The sequence below is a fragment of the Dolichospermum sp. UHCC 0352 genome, assembly GCF_009711925.1.
Lineage (GTDB): Bacteria > Cyanobacteriota > Cyanobacteriia > Cyanobacteriales > Nostocaceae > Dolichospermum > Dolichospermum lemmermannii.
In genome coordinates this window covers 1-14101 of sequence record NZ_VIKY01000122.1, presented here as the reverse complement: position 1 = coordinate 14101, position 14101 = coordinate 1, and the positions used below count along the sequence as shown (strand labels likewise).

General features: G+C 39.5%; 18 protein-coding genes and 1 pseudogene. 7 read left to right on the top strand and 12 right to left on the bottom strand.

Features of this window, described 5'->3' with window-relative positions; all coding sequences use genetic code 11:
- The first annotated feature begins 29 nt into the window (after nucleotides 1–29).
- On the top strand, nucleotides 30–683 hold the full coding sequence (locus FJR06_RS08265) for a hypothetical protein (protein ID WP_168651216.1): 654 nt from the start codon (nucleotides 30–32) through the stop codon (nucleotides 681–683).
- 76 nt (nucleotides 684–759) lie between these two features.
- Here FJR06_RS08265 and FJR06_RS08260 read toward each other — a convergent pair whose 3' ends face one another.
- The 5 genes from FJR06_RS08260 to folD form a co-directional block, all read right to left on the bottom strand.
- On the bottom strand, nucleotides 760–1923 hold the full coding sequence (locus tag FJR06_RS08260) for an LptF/LptG family permease (RefSeq protein ID WP_015079168.1): 1164 nt from the start codon (nucleotides 1921–1923) through the stop codon (nucleotides 760–762).
- 99 nt (nucleotides 1924–2022) lie between these two features.
- A complete protein-coding gene (locus tag FJR06_RS08255) occupies nucleotides 2023–2361 on the bottom strand; it encodes a hypothetical protein (protein WP_015079167.1) in 339 nt (112 codons plus the stop codon).
- 117 nt (nucleotides 2362–2478) lie between these two features.
- Complete coding sequence (locus FJR06_RS08250) at nucleotides 2479–2934, bottom strand: divergent PAP2 family protein (RefSeq protein WP_015079166.1); 456 nt, start codon at nucleotides 2932–2934, stop codon at nucleotides 2479–2481.
- 93 nt (nucleotides 2935–3027) lie between these two features.
- Nucleotides 3028–3966: a geranylgeranyl diphosphate synthase CrtE gene (crtE, locus tag FJR06_RS08245; protein WP_168651215.1), complete on the bottom strand. Its 939-nt coding sequence runs from the start codon at nucleotides 3964–3966 to the stop codon at nucleotides 3028–3030.
- Between the two features lie 129 nt (nucleotides 3967–4095).
- Complete coding sequence (folD, locus tag FJR06_RS08240; protein WP_015079164.1) at nucleotides 4096–4971, bottom strand: bifunctional methylenetetrahydrofolate dehydrogenase/methenyltetrahydrofolate cyclohydrolase FolD; 876 nt, start codon at nucleotides 4969–4971, stop codon at nucleotides 4096–4098.
- Nucleotides 4972–5283: 312 nt separating this feature from the next.
- Here folD and FJR06_RS08235 point away from each other — a divergent pair, with 312 nt between their 5' ends.
- Complete coding sequence (locus FJR06_RS08235) at nucleotides 5284–6315, top strand: hypothetical protein (RefSeq protein WP_015079163.1); 1032 nt, start codon at nucleotides 5284–5286, stop codon at nucleotides 6313–6315.
- Here FJR06_RS08235 and FJR06_RS08230 read toward each other — a convergent pair.
- From FJR06_RS08230 to FJR06_RS08220, 3 genes are all read right to left on the bottom strand, one after another.
- On the bottom strand, nucleotides 6287–6460 hold the full coding sequence (locus FJR06_RS08230) for a hypothetical protein (protein ID WP_015079162.1): 174 nt from the start codon (nucleotides 6458–6460) through the stop codon (nucleotides 6287–6289). The two genes, FJR06_RS08235 and FJR06_RS08230, sit on opposite strands and share 29 nt — an antisense overlap.
- An 84-nt stretch (nucleotides 6461–6544) precedes the next feature.
- Nucleotides 6545–6835 carry a 4a-hydroxytetrahydrobiopterin dehydratase gene (locus tag FJR06_RS08225; protein ID WP_168651214.1) on the bottom strand — a complete coding sequence of 97 codons (291 nt, stop codon included), beginning with the start codon at nucleotides 6833–6835 and terminating at the stop codon, nucleotides 6545–6547.
- Nucleotides 6836–6882: 47 nt separating this feature from the next.
- A complete protein-coding gene (locus FJR06_RS08220; protein ID WP_015079160.1) occupies nucleotides 6883–7143 on the bottom strand; it encodes a transporter suffix domain-containing protein in 261 nt (86 codons plus the stop codon).
- 237 nt (nucleotides 7144–7380) lie between these two features.
- Between FJR06_RS08220 and FJR06_RS08215 the strand changes: the two genes are divergently transcribed.
- On the top strand, nucleotides 7381–7749 hold the full coding sequence (locus FJR06_RS08215; RefSeq protein ID WP_217359769.1) for a pentapeptide repeat-containing protein: 369 nt from the start codon (nucleotides 7381–7383) through the stop codon (nucleotides 7747–7749).
- Between the two features lie 54 nt (nucleotides 7750–7803).
- Here the strand turns inward: FJR06_RS08215 and FJR06_RS08210 are convergent, their stop codons facing one another.
- The 4 genes and pseudogenes from FJR06_RS08210 to FJR06_RS24890 form a co-directional block, all read right to left on the bottom strand.
- Complete coding sequence (locus FJR06_RS08210) at nucleotides 7804–8139, bottom strand: XisI protein (RefSeq protein ID WP_015079158.1); 336 nt, start codon at nucleotides 8137–8139, stop codon at nucleotides 7804–7806.
- Nucleotides 8140–8195: 56 nt separating this feature from the next.
- On the bottom strand, nucleotides 8196–8654 hold the full coding sequence (locus tag FJR06_RS08205) for a hypothetical protein (protein WP_015079157.1): 459 nt from the start codon (nucleotides 8652–8654) through the stop codon (nucleotides 8196–8198).
- Between the two features lie 11 nt (nucleotides 8655–8665).
- The gene (locus FJR06_RS08200; RefSeq protein WP_041457755.1) at nucleotides 8666–8965 is read right to left on the bottom strand and encodes a hypothetical protein; all 300 of its coding nucleotides are present in this window, start codon (nucleotides 8963–8965) and stop codon (nucleotides 8666–8668) included.
- A gap of 101 nt (nucleotides 8966–9066) precedes the next feature.
- A pseudogene (locus tag FJR06_RS24890) lies at nucleotides 9067–9882 on the bottom strand (carbohydrate ABC transporter permease).
- A 175-nt stretch (nucleotides 9883–10057) separates the two neighbouring features.
- On the opposite strand from FJR06_RS24890, the gene FJR06_RS08190 reads away from it, so the two are divergent.
- The 4 genes from FJR06_RS08190 to FJR06_RS08175 all read left to right on the top strand — a co-directional run bounded on the left by FJR06_RS08190 (nucleotide 10058) and on the right by FJR06_RS08175 (nucleotide 14018).
- Entirely contained in the window at nucleotides 10058–10756 is a 699-nt protein-coding gene (locus tag FJR06_RS08190; RefSeq protein ID WP_168651217.1) for an aldehyde oxygenase (deformylating), read from the top strand.
- A 268-nt stretch (nucleotides 10757–11024) separates the two neighbouring features.
- The gene (locus FJR06_RS08185; RefSeq protein WP_015079154.1) at nucleotides 11025–12044 is read left to right on the top strand and encodes a long-chain acyl-[acyl-carrier-protein] reductase; all 1020 of its coding nucleotides are present in this window, start codon (nucleotides 11025–11027) and stop codon (nucleotides 12042–12044) included.
- Nucleotides 12045–12153: 109 nt separating this feature from the next.
- A complete protein-coding gene (locus FJR06_RS08180; RefSeq protein WP_015079153.1) occupies nucleotides 12154–13134 on the top strand; it encodes an acetyl-CoA carboxylase carboxyltransferase subunit alpha in 981 nt (326 codons plus the stop codon).
- A gap of 158 nt (nucleotides 13135–13292) precedes the next feature.
- Nucleotides 13293–14018 (top strand): SDR family oxidoreductase, encoded by a 726-nt coding sequence (locus FJR06_RS08175; RefSeq protein ID WP_015079152.1) that lies wholly within the window; start codon nucleotides 13293–13295, stop codon nucleotides 14016–14018.
- Nucleotides 14019–14101: the final 83 nt, after the last annotated feature.

Below are 14101 nucleotides of genomic sequence, written 5' to 3'. Positions count from 1 at the left end.
ACCAATTACCAATTACCAATTACCAATTTATGCAAATATTAACAATCTTACCAAGTGCCTTATTACTAGCAGTTACTCCCTTAATTAGCAATATTAATCCTGTTATTGCTCAACAAAATCTTACTAATTGTCAACCACCAAATGCAGGAGAATATTTATTATTAGTAGTAAGTCCCACAACTGAAAATCAAAAGCAGTTGCGTAGTGCATTACCGACTGAATTAAAAACAGTTATTTGCAAATATAATAATCAAACAGTAACGCGAATTGGTGGGTTTAAAAATATTGATGATGCCAATCGCTGGGCAAGGTATATTCAGAATATAGTTGGTTTATCTGCCATTATCACCACTCGTGCTACAGAACAAGCACCTCAACAAGCACCACAAACAACACCAAAATTACCAACTTCAAAAATTAGCTATAACCCCAAAATATTAGGGGAAGGTTATGCAATTCTGGTTGATTATTTTAACCGTCCAGAAATGGTTAGTAGCCTGCAAAAATCCGTAGGAGGTGATGTGGGTTTTGTCTCCTATGGACAACGCCCTTACCTGTTGGCAGTTTATACTACCAATCAAAAGGAAGCATACAATACATTAAAAAAACTTAGCGAAAGTGGATTTGTAGCTATCTTAGCTGATGGTCGGAAAGTAGTTTTACTCCGCTCAATTGTCCGTTGATAATTAGTTAGAGGAGAGTTTAAAATTATCCTACGACGATATGGCGGTATGATTTACTTTTTGCGTAAGATGTTTACTAAATTAATGACAGCGAATTTTTCGTAATTAGTAAATAACCTGCAATGCTAGTACCGACAATATTTGGCAACCAAACCCAACCATATAAGATATTTTCTGATACAACCAAAATACCTGTAATTAGTTGAAATGTATCGTACAGTAGGATGATACCCAAAGTCAAGGCAAAGCTGTTATATTTGGTTCTTGTTTTTAAGTTAATGCCTATGGCTGAACCTAAAAAGGCAAATACAGTGGAGGAAATAGCTGAGGCAAAGCGTTTTTGAATGTGAACTTGTAGTTTGAGAAAATTTTGGTGATCGCCCGCTGTTTCCAAAATTGACAATTGCTGATAAGCTTGATATAGACTCATTTCTCTATGATCAAGTTTTTCTCTATCTGCCTTAAATTGTGAAGATATATTCGGTAAATATAAAGATATTTTATGAAATTTTAGATTTTTTCCATAAGAACCATTGGTATTAATAATAGTTTTATTACCATCATAAAAATAGCAATATTCTTCACTATGGCATTCTGCAAATTTAGAATTAATAATCATCTTTAATCTTTCATTATCTCTAATTAATAAGACTACAGATTTCATTTTTCTTTCGGTTAATTCTTTTGCATAAAATAGGTATTTAAGATATTTACTTTTAGAAACTATATCATCTGTGTTATTTTGGGATATTTGAACATAAAATATATCATGGATTCTGATGTTTTCTCTACTAATATTTAGATGTTTTTCTAGAGTAATTGCTGCTTTGTAGTTAGCTGGAGGAACAACTACTTCATTCAAGATTAACATCAAAATTGTTAATAATAAACCTATCATTACCGCAGGATATACTAATCTGTATAAACTAAGCCCGCAGTTTTGTAAAGCAATAATTTCAGTATTTCTTGATAGCTGCTGATAGGTAAAAATAGTTGCCATTAAAGTGGCAATAGGTAGGGAATAAATAATAAATTCTGGTAATTTCAGGATATGAAGATATATAAGAACATCAAAAGATAACCTTTTCTCTATCAAAAATCTAAATTGTTCAAAGGAAATACCAATTGATTCCGCAACCACAGTAACAATGACAATACTAAATAATAAAGGGGTTATTAATTGAGAGACTAAATAGCGTTCTAGTAATGATATTTGAGTAAAAATATTGATTTTCTTCATTTATCATTTTTTGGGTTTTATATGATGTATAAGCGGACAATATGTCCGCCTTCTTTATGTAACAGAGTATTAATTAGTTAAAAATTCTCAGGTTTTGCCTTAACTGTTAATGAAAATGACCGCTGCTTGTGCTGCTTCCGAAACTTCAGTCAAGCACCTGGCTTGTGAACGACTACCAACATTAAAGATGTTTCTACACTGTTCTCTTAGCTCTAATCGTACCCTACCAATATCAGCAGCAGTTGTAGTCTTATCCAAGGTTGCCGAATAACCTAATGAAGGAACATTAATAGTTAAGGTCTTTGGGTTAGTATCACTAGATGTATTACCAGATGTATCACTAGATGTATTACTAGATGTACCCCCACCACAGGAAGTTACTGTTAAACCAGTGAGTATAATTCCCACTAGCTTGCGGGTAGAAAAAATCGTTGTCATAACTTTAACACCTGAATTGCACTAATTAAATTTTTACATAAGATTCTAATTTACACAAGATTTGCCTGAAAATCTGATTATTACGTACGAGCAATATCCTTGTTTACTGACAACCGACTAATATACAGCCCGCGCTAACCAAGAAATAGCTACACCTAAAACTGAACCAGCGATAACTTGAACTGGTGTATGTCCTAATAATTCCTTGAGACGGTCTTGAAAAAAGTCCGGTTTTTCATGGAATAATTCATCAATCATTTGATTGAGAATTTTTGCTTGCTTGCCAGCAGCTTGACGCACTCCAGCGGCATCGTACATAACGATGATAGCAAAAACTGTAGCTAGAGCAAATTCTGGAGATGCCCAACCTAAAGTTTGGCCAACACCGTCTGCTAGGGCTGTTACTAGGGCTGAATGGGCGCTGGGCATACCTCCAGTAGTTACTAAAACACGCACGTTTAATTTACGATGTTTGACTAACTCAACGATAAGCTTTAATCCTTGAGCTACAAAACAAGCTACAAGCGCAACCAGCAGCACCCGGTTGTTAACAATTTCGCCTATGTCCTGCATGGTATTTTGGTGAAGTTAGTAAGTGTAAGCAGTGATTGTATGGAGGAAAAACGGCAGTAGAAGCCAAAATTTAGTTAAAATCCACAATTGGGCTTAGTTATTGCGGTTGATGATAAAGTGAGCGAGCGCTTGCAAAGGAATGGCTTTTTCACCATAGGATGCTAATTCAGCACAAGCTTGAGCAACCAGGTGTTGAGCTTTAGCGCGAGATTCTTCAATTCCCCACAGACTAGGATAGGTGACTTTCTTGGCTGTGAGATCCTTACCAGCGGTTTTACCTAACTGCTCTTGGGTAGCAGTGATATCCAGAATATCATCAATGATTTGGAAAGCCAGACCGATATTTTGAGAATAACGAGTTAATTTTTGCACATCTTCGGCAGATGCACCAGCAATAATTCCCCCACAAACTACACAAGCTTCTAACAAAGCTGCGGTTTTATGATTATGAATAAAATTCAGGGTTTCTAAGGAAATATCTGACTTACCTTCCGATTCCAAATCTACCACTTGACCACCGACTAAGCCAGCCGCACCCAAGGCTTTACCCAGGCGAATGATGACTTGTAAAACTCTATCCCTAGGTACATTTGTAGGAGTTTGGGCGGCTACGTGTTCAAAAGCTAAAGCCAATAAACCATCTCCTGCCAAAATAGCCACATCTTCACCATAAACTTTATGATTTGTGAGTTTACCGCGACGATAATCATCATTATCCATGGCGGGTAAATCATCATGAATCAAGGACATGGTATGAATCATTTCTACGGCACAAGCTGTAGCCATAGCCATTTCTATTGTGCCACCAATCATGTCAGCAGTCGCAAGACAGAGAATAGGACGAACTCGTTTACCTCCAGCTAAGAGAGAATAGCGCATAGCTTCATAAATCTTTTCTGGATAAACGACGGTAATGGAATTATCCAAAGCTTGTTCGCAAAGCTGTTGTCGTTGTTTGAGATAGGTAGCGAGGTTAAAACTAGCCGACTCTGATTTTTTTGGGGTTTCCAATCTTTTATCCGTTGCTACCATGCTTTGTATTCCTCTTGACTGTTCAAAATATTGGGCTGTTTGTGATCTGTGTACCAATTTTACGGGGCTTTGGGGCGGAAACACTCACGGTTTTGGTGAGTAATCATGAATATTCATAAAAATTATTTCTCAGTTGCCTGTGGTTTGTAAATAGCTAGAAACAGTATTTTGCAATAACATGGCTACTGTCATTGGACCGATACCACCAGGAACAGGAGTAATATATTCTGCCACATTAGCGATCGCTTCAAACTGAACATCACCAACTAACCGACTTTTACCATTGCTATCTGTAACCCGATTTATTCCCACATCTACCACAACTGCGCCCGGTTTTACCATCTGGGCATTAATCATTCCCGGAATCCCGGTGGCAGCAATGAGAATATCAGCATCTTTGGTAATATCTTGTAAATCCTGGGTTTTGGAATGGGCAATTGTGACTGTGGCATTAGCTGCTAATAACATCAAAGCCATCGGTTTCCCTACTAAAATACTCCGTCCTACGACTACGGCTTTTTTGCCCTGTAAAGGAATTCTATATTCTGCTAACAATCGCATCACACCGGCAGGAGTACAACTCCGTAAACCGGTTTCACCTCGTACCAGTCTTCCTAAGTTCACAGGGTGGAGTCCGTCAGCGTCTTTATCCGGGGCAATTTGATGTAGTAGACTGACAGCATCTAAATGATTGGGAAGGGGTAGCTGGACTAAAATCCCATCTACTTGATCATCTGCGTTGAGTTGGGCAATTACTTCCTCTAGTTCGGTTTGGCTGGTTTGGGTGGGAAAGTGTTTACCAAAAGAGGTAATTCCGACTTTGGCACAGGATTTTTCTTTGTTGCGAACATAAGCGGCTGATGCGGGGTTGTCTCCCACCATTAATACCGCTAATCCAGGCGATCGCCCAATTTTACCTTGTAATTTGCTAATTGTCTCACTAAGTTCTTGCTGAATTTTATCGGCTAATGCTTTACCATCAAGGATTTTCGCAGTTTGTTTCATAAGGGAATAGGTGACAGGTGACAGAGAATTGTTTCTTATTTAGTGCTTACGCACAAATCACGGAATAACGATAGCGAAGCGTGGCGTTAGCCATACCACAGAGTCACAGAGGACACGGAGAAATGAGGGTTTCAGAGATATTTTCCGTAAGTCCTGTTATTTTTGTCTGTTCTGCACTTTCGTCCCTTCATTTTCTCATTTTCCCAGTCCCCCTAAAATTTAATTTTTAAAGTACAATACTTACTCACCAATTTTCATGACGCAAGTTGCGTGAATATAAGCTAAATCGCATACCCCAACCAGCTATCCATCGTGCAAGATACCGACTCTATGAATGACATTGCTGCTGCACTCCAACAGCCAGCAGATTTAGACTTTGCATTACCTGATCCAGAAGATGAACAAATTCCTGAGTCCGACTTTTTACAACAACTTGATGTAGCATGGCAGGTATGCGATCGCTTTGATTTACAAACAGAAATTTGGCGTGGTCGCATTTTACGCGCTATCCGTGACCGTGAGAAAAAAGGCGGAGATGGACGCGGTGCGGGTTTTCTTAAATGGCTCAAAGAACGCGAAATCAGCAAAACCCAGGCATACAGTTGGATTCAATTAGCCAATAGTGCTGATACCTTGATATCAGATGGCAAACTGAACCCAGACACGGTTAATAACTTTAGTAAACGGGCATTTGTAGAAACCGCCAAAGCGTCTCCAGAAGTACAACAGATGGTCAGTGAAGCTGCGGAGAAAGGCGATCGCATTACCCGCAGAGAAGTCCGTCAACTCAGTGACGAATGGACAGCCATGTCCTCCGATTTATTACCAGAAGAAGTTAGGGAAAAAGCCGCAGATAACAGTCTGCCACCGCGCTACATTGCCCCTCTGGTCAAGGAAATGGAAAAACTGCCCGAATTGCACCAAAAGGCATTACAAAGGGATATAGCCGCCAATCCTGATGTTGATACTGTTAAACAAGCTACCTCAGAAGCCCGACAATTAGCCAAATATCTCAAATCTGCTGCCCAAGTGCAAGCGTTAATAGCGGAAGATGTAGATATTGAAACTGCCTTAGAAGAAGCCCAACGAGTCGGTTGTTTAAGTATTGCTGCTGACTTGGTAAATCAAGCATCACAAATTGAACAAACCATTGGCAAATTGTATATGACCTGGAAAAAAATTAGTAGTTTAGCGGACAGGTTATATGTGGATACTGGTGCAAGTACGCCCAATTTGCGATCGCTCCTCACCTGCATAGAACCTCTAGGAGGGGAAATCATGGAACTGCAATTAAGCGGTACAACAGAACATACCATTAGATTACAGATTCAGGAAACGAGTTAAGTAATTGGTAATTGGTAATTGGTAATTGGTGATTGGTGATTGGTAATGGGTAATTGGTAATTGGTAATTGGTAATTGGTAATTGGTAATTGGTAATTGGTGATTGGTAATTGGTGATTGGTAATTGGTGATTGGTAATTAGTCAAACTCTTTCCCAGTCCCCAACTTCCCCAACTTCCCCAACTTCCCCAACTTCCCCAACTTCCCCAACTTCTCCAACTTCCCCAATCTTACGGTGCTAATTCTTCCATTTTCTTCGCCAGTTCTACATCCAAATTGCTGATAGCATTACCGATGTCGTGGGTAATAAGATTTACCTGGACTGTACTGTAAACATTAAACCATTCCGGGTGATGTCCAAGTTTTTCCGCGTGAACACCCACACTAACCATCCAACCTAACGCAGTTGCAAAGGAGCTAAATTTATATTCTTTGTATAATTTGCCTTCTTTAATTTGCCATCCTGGTAAACCATTGAGGGCTAATTTTAGTTCTGCTTCGCTGAGTTTTTGTGCTGCCATTTTCCTAACCTACATAGAGATTTATAAATACTGATTCTACCTAATTATCATCTTTTTCTATTTTTCCGCTTCCATCTTTTGACGAGTATATTTAGATAACGGAAATTTAAATAACGGCGATACTTTTGCACTACTTCTTTCCCCACCAACAGCGTACCTGGCCAAAATAGAACTTCAGCCAAAACTAATAACGCTGGAACTAATATAGCTTTTTGGGCGAGAGAAATTGGCAAAAATGGCACTATCACAGCGATCGCCAACCATGGTAAAAATGAAATGATAATTAACACTAAACCCAACTTTTGCATATTTTCTGATGATGACGGAATCTGAGTTTAGTATTTTTGTATGTTTAGCTGGAGTGGTTTAACTCACATTGTAGGTTTTTATTTCACGCAAAAAATGATTTGTTTCATTTGCATAAAATCTCTGAGTAATGAAATGATAGAGTTATAATTGAGTAGTGATACTGAATATGCTATTTACCTGTAATTTCAGACAACTTAGAGAAGGGGAATCAGTGGATGTACAAGATTTATTTGGCTATGATTACAACTATTTTTAGTTTAGTTAGTGATCCTGTCTATGCCGCAAATCCTGCACATATTGAGCAGCTATTAAAGACAAAAAAGTGTGTTAAATGTGACTTGTCAGGAGCCGAATTGCTGGGGGTTAACCTATCAGAAGCCGAATTGTTAGGAGCAAACCTGTCAGGAGCTAACTTATCAAATGCTAACCTATCAGAAGCCCATCTAGGAAAAGCCGACCTGTCGAGAGCCAACTTGTCAAATGCCAACTTGTCAAGCGCCAACCTGTTAAACTCCAATCTATACAGAGCCAAGTTATATAACGCTAATCTTCAAGGAGCAAACCTTCAAGGGGCAATGATGCCTGATGGCACAATTCATCCTTAAAGATAGAGCAAAAATAATCAAAATCCTGATTCTGACAACTGAAACATTCAAAAATCAAGCTACACCATAACCAGTATAAGGACGTTTGTAGGGTGGTTGTAAACCAAAAACAATATCTTCTTTTCGTATTCCCATATTTACAAGTTCTTGAGCTAAATCTGATTCTGTCATGTTTTGTTGAATCCAGATTTTGTTATCTTTAATGTCGAAATGAATAACGCTATGATAAACTCTTCTTAAATCATCCCAACCAACACGCATAAGTTGATAATGATCATGAGTAGTATCAAAAATTAGTTCATTATCTATTTCATCGTATTTGGGCTTAAATTTACCATGTTCTTTGAGGATGGTTTGAATACACTGACGATAATGTTCTATGTTGGCCATTGTATGATTAGCGCGTAAGTGTGCTGCATTTTATCAAAACCACAATCAGTAAATTCCTAGCTGACCAAGTATTTGCTTACAAATTCAAATGGAGTCAAACATTCAAACTCTCCTGTTTCTTCAGCCAAAATCCGAATTAACTTATGATTAGCTGAAACAAAACATTGAGAATGTCCTGCTTTTGCCGTCAAATAAACTCCTATATCTTCACGAGGAATAACTCCTGCTGATTCCATTTCTGCCTGAGCAAAATCATCAATTTGAACATAACAAATATTTAACTTTTGCCAAATTCGTCCAATAATTTCTCCTGCCCAGTCTTTATTCTTTAACCGTTTAGCAACTCTGGAAATTTGATCAATTAATTCATCAGAAATAACTACCTCAATTCCATCATTACCTTGAGTTTCCCAACCTAACCATTGCAGAATTTGACCTTCATAACTATTTAAATCCACTGCACCAATCAGATAAACATTAGTATCCAAAAAAATTAACTCAGGAACGGTTGTCATTTTATTTAATCTTACTTTTGTCGGCGTTCTAACGCTATTTCTTGTTTAACCTCTTGCACAAGATCAATAATTTTTTCCCTGGAATCATAGCCAGCTTCACTCAATGCCTGTTTTAATTCCTGTTCTAATTGTTTGGGTGGCATCAGATTAAGCTGTTGATATTCACTGATGTTTGTGAAAAATTCAGTGGTATCTGTTTCTGCAAATAGAATAATCACTCGCACTGAACTAGGTGAAGTGCCTTCAATTGGGTAATCTAAGGATAATTGACCTTGTTCATCAATTTTACCTGTGGTTTGGATTGCTTTCATAAAAGTTTTTAGTTTAATTCGATGACAATAAATATATTTTACCAAAGCTGTAAACTTTAAAAATATTATCCTTTTCATTGAGACTAACAATTAACCAATGCCTAATTCTTAATTCCTGTTGTGGCAATACCCTGTATAAACTGCCGTTGACCAATTAAAAATAATACCATCACTGGTACAGTAGCAATTGTCACCGCTGCCATCATCAACGGCCAATTATTGGTAAACTGCTCTTGAAACTCTGCTAAAGCTAATTGCACTGTTCTTAATTCTGGTCTGGTTGTAAATACCAAAGGCTTAAATAAATCATTCCATTCACCAATAAAGGTAAATAGAAACAGAGTTACTAACGCTGGACGTGCTAAAGGCAACATTATCCGCCATAAAATTTGTAATCGGTTTGCACCATCAATAGCGGCTGCTTCCTCCAATTCTACGGGAATTGTCTGGAAATATTGACGTAACAGAAAAATCCCAAAGCCGTTGACAGCAGTTGGTAAAATCAAAGCCCAGTAGGTATTAATCAGATGTCCCCACTTCAGCACCAAAAAGATGGGAATTACCAATAACTGAAAAGGAATCACCAAAGTTGCTAACACCACCAAAAGCAACGCTTGTCTACCCCGAAATTTTAGCCTCGCCAGGGCGTAACCCGCTAAAGCCGAAGTGAAAATTGGAAAAGCCGTAACTGCGATCGCTACTAAGGTAGAATTAGCAAAAGCTAATAAAAACTTCCCTTGTCCCTACCCCCCGGTAATTGGCTAAAGTCCAATTATTTGGGGAAGTGCCTGTTCGCACCCCCAAAAGAGGTCAGGAAAACCACAATTAGCGGCAGTAACCCTATAAATGCACTTGTTAGCGCTACTAACAGGCTCAACAAATTGGCATTTTTTTAGATTCCAGTTTAGCTTGGACATTGGCTATGACTCCATACATTTGTTTTTCTGTTGGTACAACCATCAGTAAAAACTAATTTAATAACTATAGTTTCTTGTTAAGTTAAATTAAATCACAGTGATAATTACCCCAAATTGATCGGGTAATTTAAGTTTTTGTATTAAATAATTCATGGACAACGGAGTAACACCGAATATGCAGCAGCTTGTAGACCAAATTGAAAAAATTGATTTCCAAAGCAAAATATATAAAGATGCTTATAGCCGCATCAATGCCATTGTCATTGAAGGGGAACAAGAAGCCCACGAAAATTACATGACATTAGCGAAACTGCTGCCAGCACAGGAAGAGGAATTAATTCGTCTCTCGAAAATGGAAAGTCGCCACAAAAAAGGTTTTGAAGCCTGTGGACGGAATTTAAAAGTGACTCCAGATTTAGTATTCGCTAAAAAGTTTTTCTTGGGACTACACGACAATTTTCAAACCGCAGCCGAAGAAGGTAAAGTCGTTACTTGCCTTTTGATTCAATCATTAATTATCGAATGTTTTGCGATCGCTGCCTATAATATCTACATTCCCGTAGCTGATGATTTTGCTCGTAAAATCACAGAAGGAGTTGTAAAAGAAGAATACAGCCATCTTAACTTTGGTGAAGTGTGGTTGCAAGAAAACTTTACAGAATCTAAAGCCGAATTAGAAGCAGCAAACCGCCAAAATCTGCCCATTGTCTGGAAAATGCTGAACGAAGTAGCAGACGATGCCAAAGTCTTAGCAATGGAAAAAGATGCTTTAGTAGAAGACTTTATGATTCAATACGGTGAAGCATTAAGTAACATTGGCTTTACCACCCGTGACATCATGCGTCTTTCTGCCTACGGACTGGCAACCGTTTAATAACTGCCCACAGGGGTGACGACTTTGTTACCCCAGGGAGGTAGGGGAAGTAGGGGAAGTAGGGGAGGTAGGGGAGGTAGGGGAGGTAGGGGAGTAATAGTTCTGTAGTCAACCGTCAACTGTGAACATTGACCCCTTATGTAGTATTTTTAATAGTTAGATACTATAGTTTGCGATTTCTCCAAAATCCAAAATCTCAAATCCAAAGTTGGTATTGCCCACTAATTCCACAGTTTTGCACGACAGCACACGCCTAATATATCACTCCATGTTTGGTTTAATTGGACATCTGACTAGTTTAGAACACGCTCAATCAGTAGCTCAAGAATTGGGATATCCAGAATATGCCGATCAAGGGCTAGACTTTTGGTGTAGCGCCCCGCCGCAAATAGTTGATCATATCACTGTCACCAGTATCACCGGGCAGAAAATAGAAGGAAAGTATGTAGAATCTTGCTTTTTGCCAGAAATGCTGGCCAATCGTCGTATTAAAGCTGCCACGCGGAAAATTCTCAACGCTATGGCTCATGCTCAAAAGCATGGCATTGATATTACAGCTTTGGGAGGATTTTCCTCAATTATTTTTGAGAACTTTAATTTAGAGCAGTTCAAACAAGTCCGCAATATTAACCTAGATTTTGAACGCTTCACCACAGGCAATACTCATACAGCTTACATTATTTGTCGGCAAGTAGAAGAAGCCTCTAAACAACTAGGGATTGAATTGTCCAAAGCAACTGTAGCTGTGTGCGGTGCAACGGGGGATATTGGTAGCGCAGTCACCCGCTGGCTAGATAAAAAAACAGATGTCCAAGAATTACTATTAATTGCTAGAAATCAAGAACGTCTCCAAGAACTGCAAGCAGAACTAGGACGCGGTAAAATCATGGGATTACAGGAAGCATTACCCCAAGCGGATATTGTCGTTTGGGTGGCGAGTATGCCCAAAGGCGTAGAAATTGACCCGACAACATTAAAACAACCCTGTCTATTGATTGATGGTGGCTATCCTAAAAACTTAGGCACAAAAATTCAGCACCCAGGGGTGTATGTGTTAAATGGTGGCATTGTGGAGCATTCCCTAGATATTGACTGGAAAATTATGAAAATTGTCAATATGGATGTGCCAGGTCGGCAATTATTTGCTTGTTTTGCAGAATCAATGCTATTGGAATTTGAGAAGTTATATACAAACTTTTCTTGGGGGCGTAATCAGATTACCGTAGACAAAATGGAGCAAATTGGTCGTGTGTCCATTAAACACGGTTTTAGACCATTGCTAGTTTAGTCATTAGTCAGTGGTCAGTGGTCAGTGGCAAAGAAAAGACAACTAACAACTGACAACGGACGACTGACAACTGACAACCAACAACTAACAACTGACAACTAACATAACTATGGCAACCACTGAGCGCAAACCGCTACTGTTAGATTTTGAAAAGCCTTTAGCAGAACTGGCCACTCGCATTGACCAAATTCGCCAACTGGCTGAAGAAAATGGTGTTGATGTTTCTGGACAAATTCGCCAACTAGAGACAAGGGCGACGCAATTACGGGAAGAGATTTTTAGCAGTCTGACACCATCTCAACGATTGCAGGTAGCCCGTCATCCCCGCCGCCCTAGCACTTTAGATTATATTCAATCTATTAGTGATGAATGGATGGAGTTGCATGGCGATCGCTGTGGCGGCGATGATCCAGCTTTAGTTGGTGGCGTTGGTCGCATCGCTGGACAACCGGTGATGATGTTAGGACATCAAAAAGGCCGGGATACTAAAGATAACGTGGCTCGTAACTTTGGCATGGCTGCTCCTGGTGGCTATCGTAAGGCTCTGCGCCTCATGGAACACGCCAATAAGTTTAGTATGCCAATTTTGACCTTTATTGATACTCCTGGGGCTTGGGCAGGCATAGAAGCCGAACATCAAGGACAAGGAGAAGCGATCGCCTATAACCTGCGGGAAATGTTCAGTTTTGACGTACCCATCATTTGCACAGTTATTGGTGAAGGTGGTTCTGGTGGGGCGTTAGGTATTGGTGTAGGCGATCGCCTATTGATGTTTGAACACTCAGTTTATACCGTCGCTACCCCGGAAGCCTGCGCTGCAATTTTGTGGAAAGATGCCAGTAAATCTCACCTGGCCGCCGTAGCCTTAAAAATTATCTCCCACGACCTCAAAAACTTGGGCATTATTGACCAAATTCTCCCTGAACCCTTGGGTGGCGCACACTCAGACCCTTTAACAGCAGCGACAAACTTGAAACAAGCCTTGCTAGAAAACTTAGACGAACTGAACCGTCTGACACCTGCTGAACGTCGCCAACTCCGTTATGATAAATTCCGTAATATCGGCGTTTTCACAGAACTTGCTCACTAAAAATACTCAAGAAAATGGCATAGAATCACAGCAATGCTATAATTGCCTATGGCTGCTTAAAGATTTTTAACAATCTTCAAGAGCTATAGGCATTTGTATTTACTTGGGTTTATGAGCATCTGTTGGCTGACAGCATTGCCAAAAAGTTGGAAAATATCATGAATTTTGAGCAAAAAAGACGCGCCTTAATTACTGGTGCTAGTAGCGGAATTGGCAAAGCAACAGCTTTGGCATTTGCCAAGGCTGGGATAGATGTAGCATTGGTCAGCCGTTCTCAGGATAAACTAGAGTCCGTAGCTAAAGCTGCACAGGAGTTAGGAGTAGAAGCCAAAGCCTTTTGTGTAGACTTAGCTGAAGTTACCCAGGTTAAATCCAAAATTCAAGGAATAGCTGACGAATTTGGCAACATAAATATTCTCATCAATAACGCTGGGATTGGATATACGGGCAACCTGAGTGAAACACCTTTAGAAGACTGGCAACAGGTAATTAATTTAAATCTCACCAGTGTCTTTCAGTGCATGATGGGAATTTTGCCAGGAATGCGCCAACAAGGCCAAGGCACAATTATTAATATTGCCTCTATAGCTGGCAAACAAGCTTTTCCGGGTTGGGGCGCTTACTGCGTCAGCAAAGCAGGACTTCTTTTCCTATCCCAAACCCTCGCACAAGAAGAACGTGCTAATGGCATTCGCGTCATTGCCATTTGTCCTGGTTCTGTGAATACGGAAATTTGGGATACACCTACAGTCCAAGCCAACTTTGACCGTTCCCAAATGTTAACTCCAGAAATTGTGGCAACAACAATTCTGCACACTGTCTTATTACCACAAGAAGCAGTAATTCAAGAATTGACGATTATGTCCAATGCTGGTGTTCTCTAATTGGTGATTTTATCATTTATCTCTTTAATTACCACTGACAACTGTACGGGCGAAGCATTTGCAGAACTATTTTTGGCAATGAC

What these genes read in the sequence shown, in the direction of transcription:
- FJR06_RS08265 (WP_168651216.1), top strand. Translation starts at nt 30, where the DNA reads ATGCAAATATTAACAATCTTACCAAGTGCCTTATTACTAGCAGTTACT.
- FJR06_RS08260 (WP_015079168.1), bottom strand. Translation starts at nt 1,923, where the DNA reads ATGAAGAAAATCAATATTTTTACTCAAATATCATTACTAGAACGCTAT.
- FJR06_RS08255 (WP_015079167.1), bottom strand. Translation starts at nt 2,361, where the DNA reads ATGACAACGATTTTTTCTACCCGCAAGCTAGTGGGAATTATACTCACT.
- FJR06_RS08250 (WP_015079166.1), bottom strand. Translation starts at nt 2,934, where the DNA reads ATGCAGGACATAGGCGAAATTGTTAACAACCGGGTGCTGCTGGTTGCG.
- crtE (WP_168651215.1), bottom strand. Translation starts at nt 3,966, where the DNA reads ATGGTAGCAACGGATAAAAGATTGGAAACCCCAAAAAAATCAGAGTCG.
- folD (WP_015079164.1), bottom strand. Translation starts at nt 4,971, where the DNA reads ATGAAACAAACTGCGAAAATCCTTGATGGTAAAGCATTAGCCGATAAA.
- FJR06_RS08225 (WP_168651214.1), bottom strand. Translation starts at nt 6,835, where the DNA reads ATGGCAGCACAAAAACTCAGCGAAGCAGAACTAAAATTAGCCCTCAAT.
- FJR06_RS08220 (WP_015079160.1), bottom strand. Translation starts at nt 7,143, where the DNA reads ATGCAAAAGTTGGGTTTAGTGTTAATTATCATTTCATTTTTACCATGG.
- FJR06_RS08215 (WP_217359769.1), top strand. Translation starts at nt 7,381, where the DNA reads ATGATTACAACTATTTTTAGTTTAGTTAGTGATCCTGTCTATGCCGCA.
- FJR06_RS08210 (WP_015079158.1), bottom strand. Translation starts at nt 8,139, where the DNA reads ATGGCCAACATAGAACATTATCGTCAGTGTATTCAAACCATCCTCAAA.
- FJR06_RS08205 (WP_015079157.1), bottom strand. Translation starts at nt 8,654, where the DNA reads ATGACAACCGTTCCTGAGTTAATTTTTTTGGATACTAATGTTTATCTG.
- FJR06_RS08200 (WP_041457755.1), bottom strand. Translation starts at nt 8,965, where the DNA reads ATGAAAGCAATCCAAACCACAGGTAAAATTGATGAACAAGGTCAATTA.
- FJR06_RS08190 (WP_168651217.1), top strand. Translation starts at nt 10,058, where the DNA reads ATGCAGCAGCTTGTAGACCAAATTGAAAAAATTGATTTCCAAAGCAAA.
- FJR06_RS08185 (WP_015079154.1), top strand. Translation starts at nt 11,025, where the DNA reads ATGTTTGGTTTAATTGGACATCTGACTAGTTTAGAACACGCTCAATCA.
- FJR06_RS08180 (WP_015079153.1), top strand. Translation starts at nt 12,154, where the DNA reads ATGGCAACCACTGAGCGCAAACCGCTACTGTTAGATTTTGAAAAGCCT.
- FJR06_RS08175 (WP_015079152.1), top strand. Translation starts at nt 13,293, where the DNA reads ATGAATTTTGAGCAAAAAAGACGCGCCTTAATTACTGGTGCTAGTAGC.